The organism is Streptomyces sp. NPDC052301, assembly GCF_044593395.1.
Classification (GTDB): Bacteria; Actinomycetota; Actinomycetes; order Streptomycetales; family Streptomycetaceae; genus Streptomyces.
The window spans coordinates 119,730-143,395 of sequence record NZ_JBIUBE010000008.1; the positions used below are offsets into that span (position 1 = coordinate 119,730).

Consider the following 23,666-nt stretch of genomic DNA (forward strand, 5'->3'; position numbering starts at 1 on the left):
CCCCTGCGTCGTACCGTCACCCGTTCCGTATGACATCTGTCATCCGGCGCCGAGGACCCGCGACACTGCCGGGCCGGGTCCCCCCGCCGCGACCATGGATGCCATGACGACAACTGCGGCACCGGCCGCCACCACCCCGGTGGTCGGCTTCGACCAGGTGACCAAGACGTACGGGAGCGTGCGGGCCGTCGACGGGCTCTCGCTCCGGCTGTACCCGGGCGAGACCGTCGCCCTGCTCGGCCCGAACGGGGCCGGCAAGTCCACCACCCTCGACCTGCTCCTCGGCCTGAAGCACCCCGACACCGGTGGCACGGTGAGCCTGTTCGGCGGCACCCCTCGCGAGGCGATCGTCGCCGGGCGGGTCGGGGCCATGCTGCAGAGCGGCGGTCTGATGGACGACGTCACCGTCACCGAGCTGGTGAAGCTGGCCTGCTCGCTGCACCCGAAGCCGTACCGGGCCGGTGACGTGATGGCCCGCGCGGGTGTCACGCAGATCGCCGACCGCAAGGTCAACAAGCTCTCCGGCGGACAGGCGCAGCGCGTGCGGTTCGCCCTCGCCACCGCCGGCGACAGCGACCTGATCATCCTGGACGAGCCGACCACCGGCATGGACGTCTCCGCCCGCCAGGCCTTCTGGGCCACCATGCGCGAGCAGGCCGACCAGGGCCGTACGGTCCTCTTCGCCACCCACTACCTCGAAGAGGCCGACGCCATCGCCGACCGCGTCCTGGTGCTGCACCGCGGCCGGCTCCTCGCCGACGGCACCGCCGCCGAGATCAAGGCCAAGGCGGGCGCCCGGAGGATCGCCTTCGACCTGGAGGGCGAGATCGAGGAGGCCGCCCTGCGCGCCCTGCCCTTCCTGACGTCCATCGACATATCGGGACAGACCGTCCGCGTCCAGTCGTCCGACGCCGACGCCACCGTGCACGCCCTGTACGGCCTCGGTGTCTACCCCCGCAACCTCGAAGTCGCCGGCCTCGGTCTGGAGCAGGCCTTCGTCGCCATCACGGAGGCCGAGGAGGCCAAGCAGTCGTGAACGCCCTGATCAAGCTCGAACTCGCCCGCGCCCTGCGCAACAAGAAGTTCCTGTTCTTCTCGGTGCTCTACCCCGCGATCCTCTTCCTGATCTTCTCCAGCAGCTCCGGCTCCGGCGAGAAGGTCGACGACACCGGCCTGACCGTCGCCACCTACCTGATGGTCTCCATGGCCTCCTTCGGCGCGCTGACCGCCGTCCTCATGGGCAACAGCGAGCGCATCGCCAAGGAGCGCGAGAACGGCTGGGTGCGGCAGCTGCGGCTGACCACGCTGCCCGGGCGCGGCTACGTCCTCGCCAAGACCGCCAGCGCCGCCGTGGTGAGCCTGCCGTCCATCGTCGTGGTGTTCGTCGCCGCCGCCGCGCTCAAGCACGTCCGCCTGGACGCCTGGCAGTGGCTCGCCCTCACCGGGGTCATCTGGGCCGGCAGCCTCGTCTTCGCCGCGCTCGGTGTCGCCATCGGCTACCTCGCCTCCGGTGACGCGGTCCGCCCGATCACGATGATCGTCTACTTCGGCCTGTCGATCCTCGGCGGCCTGTGGATGCCCTCGACCACCTTCCCGCAGATCCTGCAGGACATCGCCAAGTGGCTGCCCACGCACGCGTACGCTGCTCTGGGACGGGCGATCGAGCAGAGCCAGGCCCCGAGCGCGACGGACGTCGCCGTCCTCGCCGTCTACTTCGTCCTGTTCGCGGGCGGCGCGGCCTGGCTGTACCGGAAGGACACGCTGAAGGCGTGAGCACGATGACGGAAGACCGGCAGACCGGTGAGGTGCGGCCGGAGCACCAGGTGCGGATCGGCCAGGGCCCCCGCAACCGGCGCGAGCTGATGGTGAAGGTGCTGTGGATCGGCGTCTGGCTGGTCTTCCTCAGCTCCCCGGTGAAGGACCTGGCCTCCGGCCACCACACCACGGGCGCCACGGTCGGCGGCGCGATCGGCCTCGCCGCCTTCGTCACCGCCTATCTGACGCTGGTCTTCCGGAACATCGGCCGGCCCTACTCGCCACGCGTCGTCATCTCGCTGCTCTCGGCCCTCGCCGTCCTCGCCCCCCTGCTGGCGTACACCCTCGGCGGCGCCTGGCTCGGCCTGTTCGTCTACCTGTCGGTCGCCTGCGGGGCGACCCTGCCGGTCCGGGCCGCGTTCTGGTCGATCCCCGCGGCGACCGTGGTGATGTACCTCGTCGGACTGCGCTGGAACGAGAAGGCGGACGAGACCCTGCTCCTCGTCCCGCTGATCGGCTTCGCGATGGTCGGAGTCGGTCAACTCATCAGAACCACCGTCGAGTTGCGCAAGGCGCGGGCCACCGTCGCCGAGCTCGCCGCCAACGAGGAGCGGCTGCGGCTCGCCCGCGACCTGCACGACCTGCTCGGCCACTCCCTCTCGTTGATCACGCTCAAGAGCGAGCTGGCCGGCCGCATGCTGCCCGGTCATCCCGAGAAGGCCGCGCAGCAGGTCGCCGACATCGAGCAGGTCAGCCGCCAGGCCCTGGTCGACGTCCGGGAGGCCGTCACCGGCTACCGGCGTCCCCGGATCGCCGTGGAGCTCGCCGGCACCCAGGTCGCCCTGACCGCCGCCGGCGTCACCGCCGAGGTGCCCGCCGAGCCCGACCTGACCGGTGTCGCCGAGGAGGCCGAGTCCGCGCTCGCCTGGGCGCTGCGCGAGGCGGTCACCAACGTGGTCCGGCACAGCGGCGCCGACCGGTGCGCCGTACGGCTGGAACGCTGTCAGACGCTGGACGGGCCCGTCCTCGAACTGTCCGTCGAGGACAACGGATCGGGCGGCTCGGGCAAGGGCCCCGGCAACGGTCTGACGGGTCTGACCGAGCGCCTGGAGAAGGCCGGCGGCACCCTGGAGGCGGGCCGGATCAAGCACGGATTCCGGCTGGTCGCCCGCGTGCCCACGGCCCCCGCCGGGGACGTAGGATCCGGGGCATGACGAGCACGATCAAGGTCCTGCTGGCCGAGGACCAGTCGATGGTCCGCGAGGCGCTGGCCGCGCTGCTCGGCCTGGAGGACGACATCGAGGTCGTCGCGCAGGTCGCCCGCGGTGACGAGGTGCTCGCGGCCGTCGGCGCGCACGGTGTGGACGTGGCGCTGCTCGACATCGAGATGCCCGGCTGCACCGGCATCGAGGCCGCCGCCCGGGTGCACCGGGAGTTTCCGCAGGTCAAGCTGGTCGTCCTCACCACTTTCGGCCGTCCCGGCTATCTGCGCAGCGCCATGGAGGCGGGCGCCGACGCCTTCCTCGTCAAGGACGCGCCGGCCGCCCAGCTCGCCGCCGCGGTCCGCAAGGTGCTGGCCGGCGAGCGGGTCATCGACCCCACCCTGGCCGCCGCCGCGCTCGCCGAGGGCGCCAACCCCCTCACCGAACGCGAACGCGAGGTGCTCCGGGCGGCGGCCGACGGCGCCACCAACGCCGAACTGGCTCAGACCCTCCACCTCTCCCAGGGCACGGTCCGCAACTACCTCTCCACGGCCATCCAGAAGCTGGCGGTGCGCAACAGGGCCGAGGCGGTGCGGACCGCTCGCGAGAAGGGCTGGCTGTGAGGGGTCAGTTGAGCATGGCCCGTGCCGTGTGCGCCTGCTCGCGCACCTTGCGGGCGGCCGGCTCGTCGACGACCTCGATCAGCTCGGCGTAGGCGTCCAGTTCCGCGGCACCGGCGATGAAGTCACCGCGCTGCACCAGCAGTTGCCCGCGCTCGTAGCGCAGCCGCGCCGGATGCGAGGGCACCAGCAGCGCCAGCTCCACGGCCCACAGCGCGACGTCCGAGCGCTCGGGCCGTGCGGTGGCCCACGCCCGGACGTTGTTCAGGATCCGCTGGACGACCTCCAGCGGCGCGGCCGGCTCCAGCATCGAGGCGTCCAGCGGCGCCCCGGTCGCGCCCGCCACCAGCAGCTCGGTGTCCGTCCCCGTCAGCACCCGCCCCCCGCCGAAGGGGTCGACGAGCACCTGTTCCCCGGGCGCGCCGAACCCGACCACGAAGTGGCCCGGCAGCGCGACCCCGTACACCGGAGCCCCCGCCCGGCGCGCGACCTCCAGCCACACCACCGACAGCAGGATCGGCAGCCCGCGCCGCCGGCGCAGCACCTCGTGCAGCAGGGAGGACTCCAGGCGCTGGTAGTCGCCCGGCGTGCCGTGGAACTCGTACCGCCCGCCCAGCAGCCGCCGTACGGCCTCCGCCCAGGCACCCGGCCCGCCCGGCCGGTACGGCAGCTCGCCCGCCAGCCGGTCCAGCTCCGCCTGGGCCGCGTCCATGCCGGACTCGTCCAGCGAGCCGTCCGCCTCGGCGCCGATCAGCAGACACAGCGCCGACAGATCCGGCCGCTCCGACCGCGCCTCCTGACCGAACCGCCGGCGCAGCTCGGCGGCCCGGTCCGGCGGCGGCGGATACGGCGGCGGCAGCTTCGGGTGACGCATGCGAGGCTCATGCCCTTCCAAGGCGGTTCCTACGACACACCGACGGCAGCGGAATGCGGCCCGGGCCCGGCGGCGGCGGACACGTCCCCCCGCGACCGGCCCCGACCGGCGACCTCACCGGCCGACCGGGGCCCACGGGAGGCGTCCACCGCGGGCCGCGGGGCGCCGACGGCATCCGGTGCCGGGCGGTCGCGGCTCGGCGGGTTCTCGGGGTGCGGGCGGTCACCCGTGGCGGTCGGTGACGGGTGCGGGTGGTCGGCCGTGCGCTCGTCGGGTGACGGGTGCGGGTGGCCGGCCGGGCGCTCGTCCGGCGGCCGGTGCCGGGGGGCGGCCGCGTCCTGCGCCTGCTGCGGCTCGCCGGCCGGGGGTTCCGGGGCGCGGTAGTGGTGGTAGGTGTGGTGGGGGGCGAAGCCCAGGGCGGTGTAGAGCGAGCGGGCGCCCTCGTTGTCCGTCTCGACCTGGAGCCAGCCGGCCGACGCGCCCTCGGCGAGCGCGCGCCGGGCCAGTGCGGCCATCACCTCGGTGGCGAGCCCCCGGCGGCGCCGGTCGGGGGACACCTCGACGGCGGCGAAGCCGGCCCAGCGGCCGTCCACGACACACCGCCCGATGGCCGCCGGCGGCTCGCCCGGCGCACCGGGCACGGTCGCGAACCACACGGACGGCCCACCGCCGAGCACCCGCAGAGCCACCTCGCTCACCCCCTTGCGCTGATACCGGGCGAGCCACGCCTCGTCCGCCTCCCGGGTGAGGACCACCTCCGCGCCCTCGGCCCGGTCCGCGACCGGCGCCAACGCACCGATCCACAGCTCGGCGGTCACCTCGCGCACCCAGCCCCGCCGCTCCAGCTCCGCGCACAGCAGCTCCTGCGTGCCCTCGGCGCCGGTGGCGGTCTGGACGTACGCGGGCAGGCCACGCTCGCCGTACCAGCGTCGTACGGCCGCCAGGGCCGCGTCGAGCGGAAGGCCGGGCTCGCCGAGCGGCAGCACGCTGTTCGCCCGCCGCGTGAACCCGCCGGCCGCCCGCAGCTCCCACTCCCCGAGCGACTCGCTCTCCACCGGCCGCCACCCGCGCGAGGCGATCCGGGCCAGCTCCGGATAGGACGCGGCCGGTCCCCGGCGACGCGCCGGCGCGGCGGGTACGACCTTCCCCGCGACCAGCGTGGATTCCGGGATCCGGACACTCCGCCCGTCCCGTTGTGTGATCATGAGCACGCCACCGTCCCATGATGTGAGAACACCCACCGTGTCGGTGAACTTCTCCGGCGTCGTCGCCGCGTCGCCCAAGCGTCGTACCGACACCCGTTTCCCCACGTCAGCAGGGGTGATTCGGACTTCAAGGCGTCCTGTCGCCGAGATTTCCACCGGTCAGTTCACCCCTCCTGTTCGGATCGTGCTCCGGAACGGAGATACTAGGGGCGGGCATCGACGACGCCGCGCTCCCGCGCGCCAGGCGGCGGAGCCTGAGGAGGCCCGCCAGCGCCCTATCGAGGAGGAACGACAGCGTGACCTACGTCATCGCGCAGCCTTGTGTCGACGTGAAGGACAAGGCGTGCATCGAGGAGTGCCCGGTCGACTGCATCTACGAGGGCCAGCGGTCCTTGTACATCCACCCGGACGAATGCGTCGACTGTGGTGCCTGTGAGCCGGTCTGCCCGGTCGAGGCGATCTTCTACGAGGACGACACTCCGGAGGAGTGGAAGGACTACTACAAGGCGAACGTCGAGTTCTTCGACGAGCTGGGCTCGCCCGGCGGCGCCAGCAAGCTGGGGCTGATCGAGCGCGACCACCCGTTCGTCGCCGCGCTGCCGCCGCAGGGCGAGTGACCGTCTAAGCGCCAAGCGGCCGCCCGTAACCGCGCCGCCTCGGTCCCGTACGGCCCGATCACCCTGATCACCGCCGCACGGGACCGAGGCGTTTGCCGCACCGTACGAAAGTGAGCCTGATTCCCGTGTCCGCAGTCTCCGACCGGCTCCCCACCTTCCCCTGGGACAAGCTGGAGCCGTACAAGAAGACGGCCGCCGCGCACCCCGACGGGATCGTCGACCTCTCCGTCGGCACGCCCGTCGATCCGGTTCCCGAGCTCATCCAGAAGGCCCTGATCGACGCGGCCGACTCGCCGGGATACCCGACGGTCTGGGGCACCCCCGCACTGCGTGACGCGATCACCGGCTGGCTGGAGCGCCGCCTGGGTGCCCGTGGGATCACCCACCGCCACGTCCTGCCGGTCGTCGGCTCCAAGGAGCTGGTGGCCTGGCTGCCGACCCAGCTCGGCCTCGGCCCCGGCGACAAGGTGGCCTACCCGCGCCTGGCCTACCCGACCTACGAGGTCGGCGCCCGCCTGGCCCGCGCCGGCTACGAGGTCTACGACGACCCGCGCGAACTGGACCCCGCCGGCCTGAAGCTGCTCTGGCTGAACTCCCCGTCGAACCCCACCGGCCGGGTCGTCCCGAAGCAGGACCTGACCGAGATCGTCGCCTGGGCCCGCGAGCACGGCGTCCTGCTGGTCTCTGACGAGTGCTACCTGGAGCTGGGCTGGGAGGCCGACCCGGTCTCGGTCCTGCACCCGGACGTCAACGGCGGCTCCTACGACGGCGTCCTGGCCGTCCACTCCCTCTCCAAGCGCTCGAACCTGGCGGGCTACCGCGCGGCCTTCGTCGCCGGTGACCCGGCCGTCCTCGGCCCGCTCCTGGAGATCCGCAAGCACGGCGGCATGATGACCTCCGCGCCGACCCAGGCGGCGGTGGTGGCGGCCCTCGGTGACGACGTCCACGTCCACGAACAGCGCGAGCGCTACGCGGCCCGCCGCGAGGCCCTGCGCACGGCTCTCCTCGCCCACGGCTTCCGTATCGAGCACAGCGAGGCCAGCCTCTACCTCTGGGCCACCCGCGACGAGTCCTGCTGGACCACGGTCGCCCACCTGGCCGACCTGGGCGTCCTGGTGGCCCCGGGCGACTTCTACGGCGAGGCGGGCCGGAACTTCGTCCGCGTGGCCCTGACGGCGACGGACGAGAGGGTGCGAGCGGCGGTCGCCCGCCTGACCGCCTGACCCCACCCAGCACGGCGAACGGGGCCCAGGGAGAACCCTGGACCCCGTCGGCTCGGCTCAGTGGCCGCGGAACCTCAGCCGCCGAGCGGCAGGCCGCCCGGCACCGGCAGGTTCGGCAGGCCGCCCTTCGTCGCGGTGGACGCCGTGTCCCCGAGGACACCCCCCGCCGCACCGGCCGCGTCCCCCGCGGCCTTCTGCGCCATCGGCGCCGTCTTCTTCACGGCGCCGCCGCCGGTCTTGCCCGCGGCCGGCACCGCCTGCTTGACCGCCTTGCTGCCCGCGTCGCTCGCGAGAGTCGTGACGTTCTGCGCGGCACCGTCGACGGTGTTGCCGACGTGCGCCCCGTCCAGGGCGGTCAGACCACCCAGGTTCGGGGTCGCCGCCGGCAGGTTCGTGGCCGCACCGGCGGAGCCGGCCGCACCGACCCCGGCTGCCGCTCCCGCTGCGACGAGCAGCGCGGCACGGGCGATCCGGCGGGTCAGAGGGAGGGACATGATGCTCCATTCGACGGGAGAACGTGATGTGTCGGTGATTGCGTCCGCGCCCGTCTTCGGGCTCGGACGCCGTGACTACCGCTCGAAGCCCGCGAAGGTTGCGGACGCCCCAGGTAAAGAATGGATAACGCATCGCATTATCAGGTGTGGATAAAAACGGGCAAAGAACATCGTCGGGGAATCCCGCAGAATCCTTACGGCCCTGAATTTCCAAGGGTTCCCGAACCCGCGCCGGAAGTCGCCCGGACGGCCGGGCGGACCGGCGCCGCGCAACCCGCCGGAGTGACCCCCCGTACTACTGTCCGGTCACGATCCGGACGGCCCCCGCGGACGTCGCCGTACCGTCGGCCGGCTGCCCGGCGGCCCCCTGCCCACCGGCCGGCCTCCACCGGCTGTCGCTGCTCCCGGCGACCCACTCCCGCCCCGCGTACGACACTCGCTGGATGTGCAGCGACGACGCGTTGGCGACGGCCCACTGCGCCAGCTGCCACCCCCGCTCGCGCTCCCCGCGCCCGGTCGCGTCCCGCTCGGCGCCCTCCGGCACCGGAACGGTCACCGTCCGCCCGTGCGCGGTCGCGGTCACGCTCGGCGAGGGCGACGGCGACGGCACGGGCGTCCCGCCCACCTCCGCACCGGTCTCCTGCAGCGCGTCCCGCCCGAAGTCCCGTACCAGCGCGGCACGTACCGCGTCCGGCCCTGTCGCCGACGCCATGGCGTCCGGGCGGCCGTCGCAGGTCAGCGTGGCAGCCGCATGCCCGGTCAGCGCCGCCGCCAGCAGCGTGGCGTCCGGCTCGTGCTTGGCGTACGCCTCCGGATAGCCGCTGCGCTGCACCCGCTGCGCGGCCACCGTCAGCGGCAGGTCGGTGTAGCCCTGGACCTTGGCGAGGTGCGCGTAGAAGATGCCCGCCGCGTAGGTCGGGTCCATGATCTGCTGCTCGCTGCCCCACCCCTGGGAGGGCCGCTGCTGGAACAGGCCGAGCGAATCCCGGTCGCCGTGCTCGATGTTGCGCAGCCCCGACTCCTGCAGCGCGGTCGCGAGCGCGATCGTCACGGCCCGCTCGGGCATCCCGCGCCCGGTGCCGACGGCGGCGATCGTCGCCGCGTTCGCCGCCTGCTCCGGTGTGAACTCGTACGACGCCCCGTCGCCGGATGCCGAGACCACCTCGCAGCCGCGCGCACCACCGCCTCCGGTGACGTACTGCACCACGAGATACGCGGCGACACCGCACAGGACCAACAAGGCGGCCGCGAAACGGAAAAGACGGCCGCGACGCTTGGGACGGGTGGGGGACGGCTCTGGCACGCGTACAAGGTACTGGAGGCCGCAGGACCCCTCGAGGGGGGTCCGTACGGCGCGGCCGCCGGCCCGCGTGGACGGCGACCCCGTCGCGGCAGGTCGCGCGCTAGGGTCGTGGCCATGGCCGACACCTCCCTTGACCTCACGCTCGACGCCGCCGCGCTCACCGCGCAGCTGGTGGACTTCCCCTCCGAGAGCGGCACCGAGAAGCCGCTCGCGGACGCGGTCGAGGCCGCCCTGCGCGCCCTGCCGCACCTGACGGTGGACCGCCACGGCAACAACGTGATCGCCCGTACGGACCTGGGCCGCGCCGAGCGTGTGATCCTGGCCGGCCACATCGACACCGTCCCGATCGCCGACAACGTCCCCTCCCGTCTCGACGAGGACGGCGTGCTGTGGGGCTGCGGCACCTGTGACATGAAGGCGGGCGTGGCGGTGCAGCTGCGGATCGCGGCCACGGTCCCCGCCCCCAACCGCGACCTGACCTTCGTCTTCTACGACAACGAGGAGGTCGCCGCCGAGCTCAACGGCCTCAAGCACGTCGCCGAGGCCCACCCGGAGTGGCTGGCGGGCGACTTCGCGGTCCTGCTGGAGCCCTCCGACGGCCAGGTCGAGGGCGGCTGCCAGGGCACCCTGCGGGTGCTGCTGAGGACCACGGGCGAGCGGGCGCACTCGGCGCGCGGCTGGATGGGCTCCAACGCCATCCACGCGGCGGCCCCGATCCTGGCCCGGCTGGCCTCCTACGAGCCCCGGTGGCCGGTCATCGACGGCCTGGAGTACCGCGAGGGCCTGAACGCGGTCGGCGTCAGCGGCGGGGTCGCGGGCAATGTGATCCCCGACGAGTGCGTGGTCACGGTGAACTTCCGGTACGCCCCGGACCGCACCGAGGAGGAGGCGATCGCGCACGTCCGTGAGGTGTTCGCGGACTGCGGGGTGGCGGAGTTCGTGATCGACGACCACAGCCCCGGCGCGCTGCCCGGCCTGTCCCACCCGGCCGCCGCGGCCTTCATCGAGGCGGTGGGTGGCACCCCGATGCCCAAGTACGGCTGGACGGACGTCTCCCGTTTCTCCGCGCTCGGCATCCCGGCCGTCAACTACGGTCCCGGCAACCCGCACTTGGCCCACAAGCGGGACGAGCGCGTGGAGACGGCCAAGATCCTCGCGGGCGAGGAGCGCCTGCGGAGCTGGCTCACCGCCTAGCGAGAAGGTGCGGCGCACGCATAGCGGACATGCGCATGTCCCCCCTCCGTAACCCGCGCAGATCTAGTCTGAGATCGAACTACCGGCAAGTGGAGGGAGCGCACATGCCTACCGGCAACCCCGAGGGGAAGAAGCAGCCGCCGGACGAGCAGCGGCTCGGACCGGTCCTGCGACGGCGGTCCCAGGTGACATCCAGCACTACCGACCAGCGGCTGCTGGACGAGCGGGCGCCCTCGGACTGGGTGCACACCGACCCCTGGCGGGTCCTGCGTATCCAGTCGGAGTTCATCGAGGGCTTCGGCACCCTGGCCGAACTGCCGCCCGCCATCAGCGTGTTCGGCTCGGCGCGGACGCCGGTCGACTCGTCCCAGTACGACGCGGGCGTACGGCTCGGCCGGGGGCTGGTGCAGGCGGGCTGGGCCGTGATCACGGGCGGTGGCCCGGGCTCGATGGAGGCGGCCAACAAGGGCGCCAGCGAGGCCGGCGGCACCTCGGTCGGCCTCGGCATCGAACTTCCCTTCGAGCAGGGGTTGAACCCCTACGTCGACATCGGGCTGAACTTCCGCTACTTCTTCGTCCGCAAGATGATGTTCGTGAAGTACGCGCAGGGCTTCGTCGTGCTGCCCGGCGGCCTCGGCACCCTCGACGAACTCTTCGAGGCCCTGACCCTGGTCCAGACCCAGAAGGTCACCCGCTTCCCGATCGTCCTCTTCGGCACCGAGTACTGGGGCGGGCTGGTGTCCTGGCTGAAGGACACGGTGGTGGCCCAGGGCAAGGCGGCGGAGAAGGACCTCCTCCTGTTCCACGTCACGGACGAGGTGGAGGAGGCGGTGGCCCTGGTGTCGAAGGAGGCGGCCCGTTAGCGCTCCGACGGGGGCGTCCAGGGGGCCGAGCCCCCTGGACGCTCAGGCCAGGCCCCGGCGGGCCACCGCGGGGACCCGGTGCCCGGCGATCGACGCCACCATCTCCAGCACCTGCCGGGTCTCGGCGACCTCGTGCACCCGGTACACCTGCGCGCCCAGCCACGCGGACACCGCGGTCGTCGCCAACGTACCGATCAGTCGTTCCTTCACCGGCCGGTCCAGCGTCTCCCCGACGAAGTCCTTGTTGGACAGCGACACCAGCACCGGCCATCCCGTGGCGACCATCTCGTCCAGCCGCCGCGTCGCCTCCAGGCTGTGCCGGGTGTTCTTCCCGAAGTCGTGCCCGGGGTCGATCAGCACCGACTCACGCGGCACCCCGAGCGACACCGCCCGCTCCGCCAGCCCCAGGGTCACGTCCAGGATGTCGGCCATGACGTCGTCGTACGTCACCCGGTGCGGGCGGGTGCGCGGCTGGGCACCGCCCGCGTGGGTGCACACGAGCGCCACCCCGTACCGCGCCGCGACCTCGGCGAGCCCGGGGTCGACGCCGCCCCACGCGTCGTTCAGCAGATCCGCGCCCGCCTCGCACACGGCCTCGCCGACCTCGGCCCGCCAGGTGTCCACGCTGATGATCACGTCCGGGAAGCGCCGCCGTACCTCGGCCACGAAGCCGACCGTCCGCCGCGCCTCCTCAGCGGCCGAGACCTCCTCGCCCGGACCTGCCTTCACCCCGCCGATGTCGACGATCGCGGCGCCCTCGGCCACCGCCTGCTCCACGCGCGCGAGAGCCGGCTCGTCGCGGAAGGTGGCCCCCCGGTCGTAGAAGGAGTCCGGGGTCCGGTTCACAATTGCCATGATCACCGGCTCGTGCGGCCCGAATTCCCGCTTGCCCAGCCTGAGCATCCGCTGTGACCTCTCCTAGTACATCCCGCAGTACGGCCGCCTGTGACCCTAACTGTCAGAGTCGCATGGCACGATCGGAGCCTGACAGTTTCGGCTTCCGGCACAGCGTCCGGTATCGAGCGTGGGGACCCTAAGGCGATGGTGATGTTCTTGTTCCTGGTCGTCGCGCTGGCCGTCGTGGTCGCCGCGGTGACGCTCGCCGTGGTGGGCGGCGGCGAGAGCGGCCCGCTACCCGAAGCGGCGCCCGAGCGGCTGCAGGATCCGCTGCCGGCGGACCGCCCGGTGGGCCGCGCCGACGTGGACGGTCTGCGCTTCCCGGTCGCCCCGCGCGGCTACCGCATGGCCGACGTCGACGACGCCCTGGGGCGCCTCGCCGCCGAACTCGCCGAGCGGGACGCCCGCATCGCCGATCTGGAGTCCGCCCTGGCCGGCGCCAGAGCCGCCGCGCACGCCCGGCAGGAGCGGCCCGCCGAAGGAGAGCAGCGGTGACGGCCGGCGCCGCCCTCCCCGGGCCGGACGGGGCCCTGCGCTGCCCCTGGGCCCTGTCCACCGAGGACTACGTCTCGTACCACGACGAGGAGTGGGGCCGCGCGGTCCACGGCGACGACGCCCTCTTCGAGCGGATCAGCCTGGAGGCCTTCCAGTCCGGCCTGTCCTGGATCACGATCCTGCGTCGGCGCCCCGGCTTCCGTGCCGCCTTCGCCGGCTTCCGCATCGAGAAGGTCGCCGCCTTCACCGACGAGGACCGTGCGCGCCTCCTGGCCGACCCGGGCATCATCCGCAACCGCGCCAAGATCGACGCGACGCTCGCCAACGCGCGCGCACTCGCCGACTGGGCGGAGGGCGAGCTGGACGAGCTGATCTGGTCCCACGCGCCGGACCCGGCCCACCGGCCGGTTCCGCGGACCCTCGCCGACGTCCCGGCGGTCACCCCGGAGTCCACGGCTCTGTCCAAGGCGCTGAAGAAGCGGGGCCTGAGATTCGTGGGCCCGACGACGGCGTACGCACTGATGCAGGCGTGCGGGCTGGTCGACGACCACCTGGAGACGTGTGTGAGCCGCAACAGCCAGCCCGCCCGCTAGCGCTCAGCGGCCGAGGTACTTCGGCCTCTCCTTGTTCACGAAGGCCTGCACGGCGATCGCGTGGTCCTCGGACCGGCCCGCCCGCGCCTGCAGCTCGTCCTCCTTCTCCAGGGTCTCGGTGAGGGAGTGCGTCAGGCCGTAGGCGACGGCCTCCTTGAGCGCCGCGTACGCCACCGTCGGCCCCTCGGCCAGCGCCCGCGCCACCTGCTCGGCCTCGGCGCGCAGCTCGGCGGAGGGCACGACCCGGTTGGCGATGCCCAGCTCCAGCGCGTCCTGGGCGCTGATGCTCCGCGGGAAGAGCAGCAGGTCGGTGGCGCGGCTCGGGCCGATCACCCGGGGCAGGGTCCAGGAGATCCCGGAGTCCGCGGTCAGGGCCACGCCCGCGAAGGACGTGTTGAAGGCGGCCGTGTCGGCGACCACCCGGTAGTCCGCGGCGAGCGCGAACCCGAAGCCGGCCCCGGCCGCGACGCCGTTCACCGCGGCGACCACCGGCTTCGGCGCCCCGGCGAGGGCCCGCACGATCGGGTTGTAGTGCTCCTTGACCGTGCTCATCGTCTGCCCGGAGCCGGTCTCCCGGTCCGATGCGAGCAGCCCGATGTGCTCCTTGAGGTCCTGGCCGACGCAGAACGCCCGGTCCCCGGCGGCGGTCAGCAGGATCGCCCGTACGGCCGCGTCCCCGGCCGCCGATTCCGCCGCCTCCCGGAGGGCGACCTTGGTCGCGATGTTCAGCGCGTTCATCGCCTCGGGGCGGTTCAGCGTGATCGTCGCGAGTCCGTCGCTCACCTCGTAGAGCACGGTGTCGGCCATGGCGCATCCCCTTCGGTGTCAGCGGCTGGTGACGTACCGCTCAGTACGTCCCTGTCTGAGGACAGCATGGCGGAGATCGCCGCCCGAGGGCCGGCCCCGACGTGTGACCTGCGTCAAAGAAATCCGGAGCGGAGCCGGCCGGCGGATGTCCGCGCGGCGGCGCAGTATCGCAGCCACATCCCCGAATTGAGTGGTTTTGCTCGCGCGCGTTGCCCAAGCGATGCCTACCGATGTTGGTCATCGGGTCCTGCGATGCGGGATAATGGCTGGGAAGCAATGTGTTCGATGCCGGTGTCGTGCGTCCGCTCCGGACCGCGGGTGCCCTCCCGGGGCCTTCGGCAGACGATGAGCTGGTTTCAGGAAGGGGAACGAGCATGGCGGCCATGAAGCCGCGGACGGGTGATGGCCCGCTCGAGGTGACCAAGGAGGGGCGGGGCATCGTCATGCGCGTTCCGCTCGAAGGCGGCGGTCGACTCGTCGTCGAGCTGACCCCTGACGAGGCCGAGGCGCTTGGCGACGCCCTCAAGAAGGTCGTCGTCTGACGTCCCTGCGATCTTGCCCTTGCGGCTGCCCCGGCATCGTACGCGGTGCCGGGGCAGCCGCGTTCACGGGCCCCGGCGGCCGGGTGCTCACCGCTTGACGGCGCAGAGCAGCCCGTCCCCCACCGGCAGCAGCGACGTGACCAACTCCTGACTCTCCCGCACCGCGCGCAGCAGTTCCCGCAGCTTCAGCACCTCCGTCGGCTGCGGCCCCGAGTCGACCGTACGGCCGTTGGCGAAGACGCCCTCGAAGACCACCAGACCGCCGGGCCGAAGCAGGCGCAACGATTCAGCGAGGTAGTCGAGGTACTCCAGCCGGTCCCCGTCGCAGAAGACGAGGTCGTAGCCGGCGTCCGCGAGGCGGGGGAGGACGTCGAGGGCGCGACCCGGGATGAACCGGGCCCGGTTGCTGGCGAAGCCGCAGGCACGGAAGGCCTGCCGGGCGAACTGCTGGTGGTCCGGCTCCGGGTCGACGGTGGTGAGCACCCCGTCCGGACGCATGCCGTGCAGCAGATGGATCCCGGACACCCCGCAGCCCGTGCCGATCTCCGCCACCGCCTTCGCGTCCACGGAGGCGGCGAGCAGTCGCAGCGCGGCGCCGGCGCCGGGCGTCACCGAGCGCAGCCCTGCCTCGCGGGCCCGGTCGCGGGCCCAGCGCAGCGCTTCGTCCTCGGCGACAAAGGCGTCGGCGAACGCCCAGCTCGTCTGCCGGTTGCCGGTAATGACCCTCTCCTGTCCCCGTGGTTGCCTGGGCGTGACTGTATCCGTTGGCGTCGGGAACCCGCAGATGGGACCGGGCGTTTATAGGGATGAGACGGCGGCCGGCGACGTGACGGGGGGTAAGAGGTGGATCAGGACGCCGAGCAACTGCTGACGCAGCCGGATGAGCCGTATCAGCGAGTATCAAATTCTCGTAAAACCGCTTATCCGGAGCTAACGGGCGAGGTGGCTATGGTAGGGGCTCCACTGGACACCACCAGAGCCGACAGGGGAGGTGCGGCTGCGCCCGGGGACCGGGGAGGAGTGCTGCGGCGCTTCCTCGGGTCGGCGGGCAGGCCGAAATCCGTGACCGACACCGTTGCTGACCACCACGCCGGTTTCGCCGCAGGCGAGGCCCAGACCGCGACCTTCTCCACCGACGCGGACGGGCAGGCGTGGACTCCGCCCACGTGGGAGGAGATCGTCAGCATGCACAGCGGCCGGGTGTACCGGCTCGCCTACCGCCTGACGGGTAATCAGCACGACGCCGAGGACCTCACCCAGGAGGTCTTCGTGCGCGTCTTCCGCTCCCTGTCGACGTATTCGCCGGGCACCTTCGAGGGCTGGCTGCACCGCATCACCACGAACCTCTTCCTGGACATGGTCCGGCGCAAGCAGCGCATCCGCTTCGACGCCCTCGGCGAGGACGCGGCCGAGCGCCTGGCCAGCCGCGAGCCCACCCCGCAGCAGCTGTTCAACGACGCCCACTTCGACGCAGACGTCCAGCAGGCCCTCGACACCCTCGCGCCCGAGTTCCGGGCCGCCGTCGTCCTGTGCGACATCGAGGGGCTGTCCTACGAGGAGATCGCCGCGACCCTCGGCGTGAAGCTCGGCACGGTCCGCTCCCGCATCCACCGCGGCCGCTCCCAGCTCCGCAAGGCCCTCGCGCACCGCTCTCCGGAGGCCCGGGCGGCCGAGCGCCGCTCCTTCCTCACCCGTGTCCCCGCTCTGGGGGGAGGGGGCGCGACCGCGTGAGTGGATCTCGGCCGAAACCTGTCGAGGAGCCGCACCTCGCAGAGCAGCACCTGGGAGACCGCCTCTCCGCCCTGGTGGACGGAGAGCTCGGTCATGAGACGCGTGAGCGGGTCCTCGCGCACCTGGCCACCTGTGCCCGGTGCAAGGCGGAGGCGGAGGCCCAGCGCGCGCTGAAGAACGTGTTCGCGGAGGCGGCCCCGCCCCCGCCGTCGGCGAGCCTCCTGGCCCGCCTCCAGGGCCTCCCCGGGGGAGGTGACATGGACGGCGGCGGACTCTTCGGGCACGACCCCGAGGCCGGCGTCTCCGGGACCTCCGGCGTCTTCGGGGTGAGGCGCGGCGAGCGCTTCGCGTTCGGCTACGTCCCCGCCGGCCCGCGGCACACGCCCGTGCACGAGGAGCGCGGTTTCCGCATCCATCCCGTCGGCCGCCCGGACGAGGGCCGCTCCGCCTCGCGCGGACTGCGGTTCGCGGCCGCCGCCGCCGGCGCGGTGTCGCTGGCCGCGGTCGCCCTCGGAGGCGTGACCACCGCCATCCCCGGGGACGTGACCGCCGACGCCCGCAGTGGCTCCGGCACGGGCAACAACATCGTTCCGACCCGCTCGGCCGGTACAGGAGCGGGTTCCGGCGCGGGTACGAGCGCTGCCACGCCCGAGACCCAGCGCCGCCGCCCGGTGGGACCACTGCTCGCGCAGGGCGGCATCCAGCTCGGACAGAGCGCGGCGGCGCCGACCTTCATGTCCGCGCCGATGGTGCCCGGCCTGCCGTCCCCCGACGCCGGTCCGGCCCCGATCGATGCCGTCCGCAGCCTGACCGCGCCCGTGCTGACCGGTGCCGCCGCCGTCTCCCCGTTGATACGCCCCCTGGACCACATGGTGGCCTTCCCGCTCGCCGACTGGTCCACGGCCTCCGGAGTCACCGGCTCAGGTCTGCTGCCCGCCCCCGTCCCCCACAGCTCCTCCGCTCCCTCGGTGTCCCCCTCGGCATCGCACGGAATGCCCTGACCAGGCCCTGCCTCACGACCCGCGAACCTGGTTGAATCCGGTGAGCGCCGTGCCCGTGGCGACGACCCGGGCACGCAGTCGAGATTCCGTGGCCGTCGCCGAAGCGCGCGGTCACGCCCAGCCGTGGGGAGAGCATGAACGAGGGGAACCGTGTCCCGTCGGTGGAAGGACCGGAGGGAGCGGCGGGGGTGAGGCCGGCCGAAGATGTCGCCGGCGGTGGTACAGGACCGGACTTCGAGTTGCCACGTCCGGCGACCGGGGAGCCGGCCGGGGCCGCGGCGGACGGCGACTTCGAGCTGGCCAAGCCGACGCCGGTCGCGGCACCGGAACGGGCCGCCACCGATGCCACAGCCGAGGGCGCCGCGTCGACCGGGCCCGGCGAGCGGCCGAAGCCGCTGCACGACCCGGACCCCTACGGCACCCCGCCCTACGGTGAACCGGGCCCCTGGGCGCCCGCACCCCCGGTACAGCACCCGGCGGCGCACGGCATGACCCCTGCCGACGCCCCCGCCCCCGGCGTCCCCCACGCGCCCGCCCCCGGCGTCTCGCACGCGTCCGCACGCGATCCGCATGCTCCCGTCCCCGGCGCGTCCGGTAGCGCCGTACCCGGCGGCGTCCCGGCCCCCACCACCCCGCCGGAGACCACCCCCGTCCCCGAGGCACCCCCCGCCGCCGGCCCCTGGCAGCGTTACGACCCCTGGGCCGCGGGCTCCCCGGAGGAACAGGCCGCCCTCGCGCAGGGGCCCTTGCAGCAGACCGGGGTCGGGGTATTGACGCAGGAGCAGCGCACCCGGCGGGGAAAGCGGTTGCTGCTCGTGTGGACGCTGGCGGTGGCGCTCGTCTGCTCGGCCGTCGGCGGGCTCGTGGGCGCCTACATCGAGCGCCACGGACTGGACGGCGACGAGGTCCGGCTGCCGCAGGCCGGAGCCGTGCCGGCCGGCCGGGCGCCGGACAGTGTCGCCGGGATAGCCGCCCGCGCCCTGCCCAGCGTCGTCACCATCCACGTCACCGGTTCCGACGAGCAGGGCACCGGCACCGGCTTCGTCCTGGACACCGACGGCCACATCCTCACCAACAACCACGTCGTCGCGCCCGCGGCCTCGGGCGGCTCGATAACCGTCTCCTTCAGCACCGGCGACAGCGTCAAGGCCAAGGTCGTCGGCCGGGACAGCGGTTACGACCTGGCCGTCGTCCAGGTCCACGGCGTCCACGGACTCACCCCGCTGCCGCTCGGCAACTCCGACACGGTCAAGGTGGGCGACCCCGTCGTCGCCATCGGCGCCCCCTTCGACCTCGCCAACACCGTCACCTCCGGCATCATCAGCGCCAAGGAACGGCCCATCACGGCCGGCGGTGAGAAGGGCGACGGCAGCGACGTGTCGTACGTCGACGCGCTGCAGACCGACGCCCCGATCAACCCGGGCAACTCCGGCGGCCCCCTCCTCGACTCCCGCGCCCAGGTCGTCGGCATCAACTCCGCCATCCGTTCCGCCGACAGCGGCTCCGACTCCGAGGGCGGTCAGGCCGGCTCCATCGGCCTCGGCTTCGCCATCCCCGTCAACCAGGCCAAGCGCGTCGCCGAGGAACTGATCAACGAGGGCCATGCCACCCACCCGGTGATCGGCGTCATCCTCGACATGGGCTACACCGGCGACGGCGCCCGTGTCGACGACAAGGGCGCGAACGGCGGACCCCCCGTCCTCAAGGGCGGCCCCGGCGAGCGGGCCGGGCTGAAGCCGGGCGATGTGATCACCGAGGTCGACGGGCAGCGCGTGCACACCGGCGAGGAACTGATCGTCAAGATCCGCGCCCACCGGCCCGGCGACCGGCTGCGGCTCGTGGTCGAACGCGGTGGCACCGAGCGGGACGTGTCACTCGTGCTGGGCGCGTCGGAGCAGAACTGACAGAAGTCTCACCTCGGGACGGTACCGGTCGGACAGGAACGCCGGGTACCGTTGAGCGACCGAGGACATCGCAAGGAGCGTCAGGTGTTCAATGACATAGGACCACTGGAGCTGGTGACGATCATTGTGCTCGCCGTGCTCGTCTTCGGTCCGGACAAGCTCCCGAAGGTCATCCAGGACGTGATGCGCACGATCCGGAAGATCCGCGAGTTCTCGGAGAGTGCCAAGCAGGACATCCGCAGCGAACTGGGCCCCGAGTTCAAGGACTTCGAGTTCGAGGACCTCAACCCCAAGGCGTTCATCCGCAAGCAGCTGGACAACGACGAGCTGGGGCTGAAGGAGATCCGCAACGGCTTCGACCTGAAGAAGGAGATGGCCGAGGTCACGGACGCGGTCCACGGCCGCGACACCGAGGCCTCGTCCTCGTCGTCCTCGTCGTCCGGCGGGCGCATCGACATGACCAAGAAGCCCGAGGACCCGGGCACCGACGACCGGCCGCCGTACGACGCGGACGCCACCTGACCGACGCCGACACGCGCGCGGGGGCGCACCCCGCGCACGTGACGCGTTTCATAGCACGGAACCGTCCCACGCGACCTGAACAGGCCCTTCGCGCGACCCACGCATCCAGCGCCTGCCCTGCGGCTGTCAGCGGTGTGGATATGCTGCCGAGTTGTTGTGCGGACCGGAGGAGTACGCCCGAAGGGGGGCGGGCCGCCCCGGTCCGACGAGAGCGAGGAGGCGTCCGGGCAGATGGAGACGACGAGTCGGGTGGGCGCGCAAACGCCGGCCGCGGAGGGACAGCAGATGCCCTCCGCCCGGCGTACGGTCGACGGTTACCTGCAGGCGCCCTTCCCGTGGTACGGCCTCGACGAGGCGTTCACGGGGCCGCGCTGGCTGATGCAGGTCGGTACGGCGGCCGACGGAGCCGTCGAGCACGGCTCGATCGGGCACGGCGACGAGCCCTCCGTACGCGGTGAGGCCGGTGCTGCCGGAGAACAGCGGGAGAAGTTCGCGGTCGTGGTGACCGTCGCCGCGCATCCGTCCCGGCGGAGCGCCGACGGTACGGGCCTGCTGGAGGCGACGTCGGTGTCCTCCGCCGCCTGGCTGGCCGGGGTGGGGCTGCTGTCGTTCACCTGGCCCGGACAGATGGACCACAGCCTGCGGGACGACTGGCTGGACCAGCAGACCGAGACGGCGTGGGCCCTGGCCGACGATCTCGAAGGTCCGGAGTGGTCCAGGCTCTCGCTTCCGGTGGACGGGGTGGCGGCCTCTTTCCATTACCGGGAGTCGGAGTTCGGATGGGTGCTCGCCGGTACGACCGAGGCGGGGGTTCATCTGGGGGCGTACGGGCGGGGGATGAGCGCGTACGGGCTCGGATTCGCCGTGGTGAAGGACGTGTCCGCCTACGCGTGAGCGGCGTTTCCGCTGCCCGGTGAGTGACGTTTCCGCCTCCGCGTGGAAAAGGGGCGCCGGTGGTGTCCGGCGCCCCCTGCGGGCACAGAGCCTGACAAGCCCTCAGAACTTGTTCTTCGGGTAAAGCAGCAGGTCACTGCCCTTTCCGGGCCTCAGGGGCCGCCTCTGGGCCGTCAGGGCGCGAAGACTCCGCAAAGAGGGCATCCACCGCGGACCGCGTCCGACTGGCGCTGCTGGGCATGAGGTGCGTGTACGTGCGGAGCGTGAACGCCGGGTCGGCGTGTCCGAGGTATTCGCTGAGAGCCTTGATGCTCTCCCCGGCGTCGAGCAGCACAGAGGCATAGAAGTGCCGTAGTGCATGCATGCCGTTACCTGGCCCCGGCTCGACTCCGCCGGCCAGCAGCGCGGGGCGCCAGTACTGCGCGTTGAAATGGTTGCGGTCGATTGCTTGGGAGACTGCAGGGCAGCGGCAGCGTGGACTGGCGGGAACCGTGTGTTCACCGCTGCCTTCCAAGCCGCCATCATCAGGTCGGTTAACAACAACGAGTGATTCATCGCGTCGAGGCGGAGAGCCTGACGAGATCCGCGTCAGCAGCATTCAGAGTTGGAGCATGTTGCTTGCTGATGGTGCTGAGATCACCAAGGCCGTCGCCTGGCCAGCCGCAACGGTTGTCATCGTTCTGGCCGCGCTCCTCACGATCAAGCCTGCAATTTTGGGTTACATCGGTCGCGTCGGCCAGGTGAAATCTCCCGTTTTGGAGATCGATACCGAGCGACTGGAGCAGCAACTGCACGCGGTGGTCACCCATCCAGATGAGTCTGCACTGACGTCTCTGACCCAACGGTGCATTTATCTAGGTTGGCGACTAGGGCGGATTGGGATGATGCCCATGGACTATGACCTGACTTGGCAAGAGGGAGAGCCACGCGTGGCCATTAGTAAACCCTCTCCGACTTTTCGCAGTGACCGCAGGGGCCCTCATCGCTCATAGCAAGCCCCCCGGCTACTAGATACAGCAGTGGATAATGGCAGGGGTCATGAGTGATACCGCAACAGTCACGACATCCCTCATTGCGATGCTGGGAACGATGTCCGTGGCATTGGTGAGCATGAGGCAGGCCAAGGCGACAGCAGATTCTGCAGTACAGCAAGCCAGGGAGTCAGCTGGCGGTCCTGTCTACGAGTCAAGCACCCAGCGCAATGCTGAGTTCCAGAAGCAAAGGCGCTTGCTATACGGAGAGACGTTAGAAGCCCTGGTCAACTACTCGCTCTGCGGTGAGGGCGAAGAGGGGGCCCGCCGAACGTCCAAGGGTGAACTGCTCAGAACGGTCCGCAAGGCTCAAATCGTGGCGCACGATACCTTGCGCGAGAAACTAAATCACCTCGCCGACAACCCGGATACGTTCGACGCTCGCGCGGTCAATGCCCTCGCCCGGGCTATGAGCGAAGACGCGAGAAAAGATGGTTAGGGCCGTGCGCGGCGAGAGTTCGTAGCTTGGATGCAGTGGTGAGAGAGCCGTACAGCAGCGATGTACAGCAACCACCGCGACCACAGCCGCACGACACCATCCCCCGCTGGCCGGACAACCAGCCCAGCAGACCTTAGCGACCATCGCGCCCATATTTCGCATCGAGGGGCACACCCGGCGCCACCGTTCGGGCCGTCTCTGGGCCGTCCGGCGGTGCTCGGCGATGACCGACGATGACAAACGCCGACGGCTCCGCCGCTGGTCAGAGAGCTGACCGGTGACGGAGCCGCAGATCGCAGACGTGCGAGATCAGAACTTGTTCTTCGGCGTGATCCCCAGTGACAGGCCCGACAGGCCCCGCTGGCGTCCGCCCAGCTTCCCGGCGATCGCCCGCAGGGCGCTGCCCGCCGGGGAGTCCGGGTCGGTCAGGACCACCGGCTTGCCCTCGTCGCCGCCCTCGCGGAGGCGGACGTCGATCGGGATGTTGCCGAGGACCGGGACCGTCGCACCGGTGGTGCGGGTCAGACCGTCGGCGACGAGCTGGCCGCCGCCCGTGCCGAAGACGTCGACCATCTCGCCGCAGTGCGGGCAGGGCAGGCCGGACATGTTCTCGACCACGCCGACGATCTTCTGGTGGGTCTGGACCGCGATGGAACCGGCGCGCTCGGCGACCTCGGCCGCCGCCTGCTGCGGGGTCGTCACGACCAGGATCTCGGCGTTCGGGATCAGCTGGGCCACGGAGATCGCGATGTCACCGGTGCCGGGCGGCAGGTCCAGCAGGAGGACGTCGAGGTCGCCCCAGTAGACGTCCGCCAGGAACTGCTGCAGCGCGCGGTGCAGCATCGGGCCGCGCCAGACCACCGGCGCGTTGCCCGGGGTGAACATGCCGATGGAGATGACCTTCACGCCGTTCGCCGACGGCGGCATGATCATGTTCTCGACCTGGGTGGGACGGCCGTCGGCGCCGAGCATGCGCGGCACGCTGTGACCGTAGATGTCGGCGTCGACGACACCGACCTTCAGACCGTCGGCCGCCATCGCCGCCGCGAGGTTGACCGTCACCGAGGACTTGCCGACGCCGCCCTTGCCGGAGGCGACCGCGTAGACCCGGGTGAGGTTGCCCGGTTTGGCGAAGGGGACCTCGCGCTCGGCCTGGCCGCCGCGCAGCGCGTTAGCCAGCTCCTTGCGCTGCTCGTCGCTCATCACGTCCAGCGTGACGTCGACACGGGTGACGCCCTCGACCCGGGAGACCGCCTCGGTGACGCGCTGCGTGATCGTCTCGCGCATGGGGCAGCCGGAGACCGTCAGGTACACGGTGACCGCGACCGCTCCGTCCGCGCCGATCTCCACCGATTTGACCATCCCGAGTTCGGTGATCGGGCGGTTGATCTCGGGGTCGTTCACCGTCGCCAGTGCCTCGCGCACCGCGTCTTCCGTAGCCATAAGGACGATGGTACGGC

The 23,666-nt window shown here is 71.8% G+C and carries 25 protein-coding genes and 2 pseudogenes; 17 read left to right on the forward strand and 10 right to left on the reverse strand.

Annotated features, from left to right (window positions below; all coding sequences use genetic code 11):
- Positions 1-103: 103 nt before the first annotated feature.
- From ACIHEJ_RS23365 to ACIHEJ_RS23380, 4 genes are read left to right on the forward strand one after another with little or no spacing between them, the layout of a single operon-like run.
- The gene (locus ACIHEJ_RS23365) at positions 104-1,036 is read left to right on the forward strand and encodes an ABC transporter ATP-binding protein (protein ID WP_400138417.1); all 933 of its coding nucleotides are present in this window, start codon (positions 104-106) and stop codon (positions 1,034-1,036) included.
- Complete coding sequence (locus ACIHEJ_RS23370; RefSeq protein ID WP_400138418.1) at positions 1,033-1,773, forward strand: ABC transporter permease; 741 nt, start codon at positions 1,033-1,035, stop codon at positions 1,771-1,773. The genes ACIHEJ_RS23365 and ACIHEJ_RS23370 overlap by 4 nt, the downstream gene beginning before the upstream one ends.
- 5 nt (positions 1,774-1,778) lie before the next feature.
- Positions 1,779-2,969, forward strand: coding sequence for a sensor histidine kinase (locus ACIHEJ_RS23375; RefSeq protein WP_400138866.1), 1,191 nt, complete (start codon positions 1,779-1,781; stop codon positions 2,967-2,969).
- A complete protein-coding gene (locus ACIHEJ_RS23380) occupies positions 2,966-3,580 on the forward strand; it encodes a response regulator (protein WP_400138419.1) in 615 nt (204 codons plus the stop codon). The genes ACIHEJ_RS23375 and ACIHEJ_RS23380 overlap by 4 nt, the downstream gene beginning before the upstream one ends.
- Positions 3,581-3,584: 4 nt before the next feature.
- On the opposite strand, the gene ACIHEJ_RS23385 is transcribed toward ACIHEJ_RS23380, so the two are convergent.
- Both ACIHEJ_RS23385 and ACIHEJ_RS23390 read right to left on the reverse strand, forming a co-directional pair.
- Positions 3,585-4,451: a tetratricopeptide repeat protein gene (locus tag ACIHEJ_RS23385; protein WP_400138420.1), complete on the reverse strand. Its 867-nt coding sequence runs from the start codon at positions 4,449-4,451 to the stop codon at positions 3,585-3,587.
- 368 nt (positions 4,452-4,819) lie between these two features.
- Positions 4,820-5,812 (reverse strand): annotated as a pseudogene (locus tag ACIHEJ_RS23390) (GNAT family N-acetyltransferase); the annotation flags it as partial.
- A 140-nt stretch (positions 5,813-5,952) separates the two neighbouring features.
- Between ACIHEJ_RS23390 and fdxA the strand changes: the two are divergent.
- Positions 5,953-6,273 carry a ferredoxin gene (fdxA, locus tag ACIHEJ_RS23395; protein ID WP_030746389.1) on the forward strand — a complete coding sequence of 107 codons (321 nt, stop codon included), beginning with the start codon at positions 5,953-5,955 and terminating at the stop codon, positions 6,271-6,273.
- Positions 6,274-6,398: 125 nt separating this feature from the next.
- Positions 6,399-7,496 carry a bifunctional succinyldiaminopimelate transaminase/glutamate-prephenate aminotransferase gene (locus ACIHEJ_RS23400; protein WP_400138421.1) on the forward strand — a complete coding sequence of 366 codons (1,098 nt, stop codon included), beginning with the start codon at positions 6,399-6,401 and terminating at the stop codon, positions 7,494-7,496.
- A 74-nt stretch (positions 7,497-7,570) separates the two neighbouring features.
- Here the strand turns inward: ACIHEJ_RS23400 and ACIHEJ_RS23405 are convergent, their stop codons facing one another.
- Together ACIHEJ_RS23405 and ACIHEJ_RS23410 are read right to left on the reverse strand one after the other, a co-directional pair.
- Positions 7,571-7,990, reverse strand: a complete 420-nt coding sequence (locus ACIHEJ_RS23405) for an ATP-binding protein (protein ID WP_400138422.1) — start codon at positions 7,988-7,990, stop codon at positions 7,571-7,573.
- A gap of 295 nt (positions 7,991-8,285) precedes the next feature.
- Entirely contained in the window at positions 8,286-9,293 is a 1,008-nt protein-coding gene (locus ACIHEJ_RS23410; RefSeq protein ID WP_400138423.1) for a heavy metal transporter, read from the reverse strand.
- Positions 9,294-9,407: 114 nt separating this feature from the next.
- Here ACIHEJ_RS23410 and dapE point away from each other — a divergent pair, with 114 nt between their 5' ends.
- Both dapE and ACIHEJ_RS23420 read left to right on the forward strand, forming a co-directional pair.
- The gene (gene dapE / locus ACIHEJ_RS23415; protein ID WP_400138424.1) at positions 9,408-10,487 is read left to right on the forward strand and encodes a succinyl-diaminopimelate desuccinylase; all 1,080 of its coding nucleotides are present in this window, start codon (positions 9,408-9,410) and stop codon (positions 10,485-10,487) included.
- Positions 10,488-10,591: 104 nt separating this feature from the next.
- A complete protein-coding gene (locus ACIHEJ_RS23420; protein ID WP_400138425.1) occupies positions 10,592-11,350 on the forward strand; it encodes a TIGR00730 family Rossman fold protein in 759 nt (252 codons plus the stop codon).
- 42 nt (positions 11,351-11,392) lie between these two features.
- Here the strand turns inward: ACIHEJ_RS23420 and folP are convergent, their stop codons facing one another.
- The gene (folP, locus tag ACIHEJ_RS23425) at positions 11,393-12,253 is read right to left on the reverse strand and encodes a dihydropteroate synthase (protein ID WP_400138426.1); all 861 of its coding nucleotides are present in this window, start codon (positions 12,251-12,253) and stop codon (positions 11,393-11,395) included.
- A 138-nt stretch (positions 12,254-12,391) separates the two neighbouring features.
- Here folP and ACIHEJ_RS23430 point away from each other — a divergent pair, with 138 nt between their 5' ends.
- Positions 12,392-12,742: a DivIVA domain-containing protein gene (locus ACIHEJ_RS23430; protein WP_400138427.1), complete on the forward strand. Its 351-nt coding sequence runs from the start codon at positions 12,392-12,394 to the stop codon at positions 12,740-12,742.
- A complete protein-coding gene (locus ACIHEJ_RS23435) occupies positions 12,739-13,335 on the forward strand; it encodes a DNA-3-methyladenine glycosylase I (protein ID WP_400138428.1) in 597 nt (198 codons plus the stop codon). Before ACIHEJ_RS23430 ends, ACIHEJ_RS23435 begins: the two co-directional genes overlap by 4 nt.
- A gap of 3 nt (positions 13,336-13,338) precedes the next feature.
- Here ACIHEJ_RS23435 and ACIHEJ_RS23440 read toward each other — a convergent pair whose 3' ends face one another.
- On the reverse strand, positions 13,339-14,142 hold the full coding sequence (locus tag ACIHEJ_RS23440; RefSeq protein WP_400138429.1) for an enoyl-CoA hydratase/isomerase family protein: 804 nt from the start codon (positions 14,140-14,142) through the stop codon (positions 13,339-13,341).
- A 374-nt stretch (positions 14,143-14,516) separates the two neighbouring features.
- Between ACIHEJ_RS23440 and ACIHEJ_RS23445 the strand changes: the two genes are divergently transcribed.
- The gene (locus tag ACIHEJ_RS23445) at positions 14,517-14,684 is read left to right on the forward strand and encodes a DUF3117 domain-containing protein (protein WP_018544333.1); all 168 of its coding nucleotides are present in this window, start codon (positions 14,517-14,519) and stop codon (positions 14,682-14,684) included.
- 87 nt (positions 14,685-14,771) lie between these two features.
- On the opposite strand, the gene ACIHEJ_RS23450 is transcribed toward ACIHEJ_RS23445, so the two are convergent.
- Complete coding sequence (locus ACIHEJ_RS23450) at positions 14,772-15,470, reverse strand: O-methyltransferase (protein WP_400138867.1); 699 nt, start codon at positions 15,468-15,470, stop codon at positions 14,772-14,774.
- Positions 15,471-15,704: 234 nt separating this feature from the next.
- On the opposite strand from ACIHEJ_RS23450, the gene sigE reads away from it, so the two are divergent.
- From sigE to ACIHEJ_RS23475, 5 genes are all read left to right on the forward strand, one after another.
- Positions 15,705-16,415 (forward strand): RNA polymerase sigma factor SigE, encoded by a 711-nt coding sequence (sigE, locus tag ACIHEJ_RS23455; protein ID WP_400138430.1) that lies wholly within the window; start codon positions 15,705-15,707, stop codon positions 16,413-16,415.
- Positions 16,412-17,416, forward strand: a complete 1,005-nt coding sequence (locus ACIHEJ_RS23460) for a zf-HC2 domain-containing protein (RefSeq protein ID WP_400138431.1) — start codon at positions 16,412-16,414, stop codon at positions 17,414-17,416. Before sigE ends, ACIHEJ_RS23460 begins: the two co-directional genes overlap by 4 nt.
- A gap of 134 nt (positions 17,417-17,550) precedes the next feature.
- Positions 17,551-19,320, forward strand: coding sequence for a trypsin-like peptidase domain-containing protein (locus ACIHEJ_RS23465; RefSeq protein ID WP_400138432.1), 1,770 nt, complete (start codon positions 17,551-17,553; stop codon positions 19,318-19,320).
- An 84-nt stretch (positions 19,321-19,404) separates the two neighbouring features.
- The gene (locus tag ACIHEJ_RS23470; protein ID WP_400138433.1) at positions 19,405-19,842 is read left to right on the forward strand and encodes a sec-independent translocase; all 438 of its coding nucleotides are present in this window, start codon (positions 19,405-19,407) and stop codon (positions 19,840-19,842) included.
- A gap of 231 nt (positions 19,843-20,073) precedes the next feature.
- Positions 20,074-20,736: a hypothetical protein gene (locus ACIHEJ_RS23475; RefSeq protein ID WP_400138434.1), complete on the forward strand. Its 663-nt coding sequence runs from the start codon at positions 20,074-20,076 to the stop codon at positions 20,734-20,736.
- 133 nt (positions 20,737-20,869) lie between these two features.
- Here ACIHEJ_RS23475 and ACIHEJ_RS23480 read toward each other — a convergent pair.
- Positions 20,870-21,184, reverse strand: a pseudogene (locus tag ACIHEJ_RS23480) (tyrosine-type recombinase/integrase); the annotation flags it as partial.
- Between the two features lie 103 nt (positions 21,185-21,287).
- Complete coding sequence (locus ACIHEJ_RS23485; protein WP_400138435.1) at positions 21,288-21,545, reverse strand: hypothetical protein; 258 nt, start codon at positions 21,543-21,545, stop codon at positions 21,288-21,290.
- A 229-nt stretch (positions 21,546-21,774) separates the two neighbouring features.
- Here ACIHEJ_RS23485 and ACIHEJ_RS23490 point away from each other — a divergent pair, with 229 nt between their 5' ends.
- Complete coding sequence (locus ACIHEJ_RS23490) at positions 21,775-22,206, forward strand: hypothetical protein (RefSeq protein ID WP_400138436.1); 432 nt, start codon at positions 21,775-21,777, stop codon at positions 22,204-22,206.
- A 309-nt stretch (positions 22,207-22,515) separates the two neighbouring features.
- Here the strand turns inward: ACIHEJ_RS23490 and ACIHEJ_RS23495 are convergent, their stop codons facing one another.
- On the reverse strand, positions 22,516-23,649 hold the full coding sequence (locus ACIHEJ_RS23495; protein ID WP_400138437.1) for an Mrp/NBP35 family ATP-binding protein: 1,134 nt from the start codon (positions 23,647-23,649) through the stop codon (positions 22,516-22,518).
- Between the last annotated feature and the right edge of the window lie 17 nt (positions 23,650-23,666).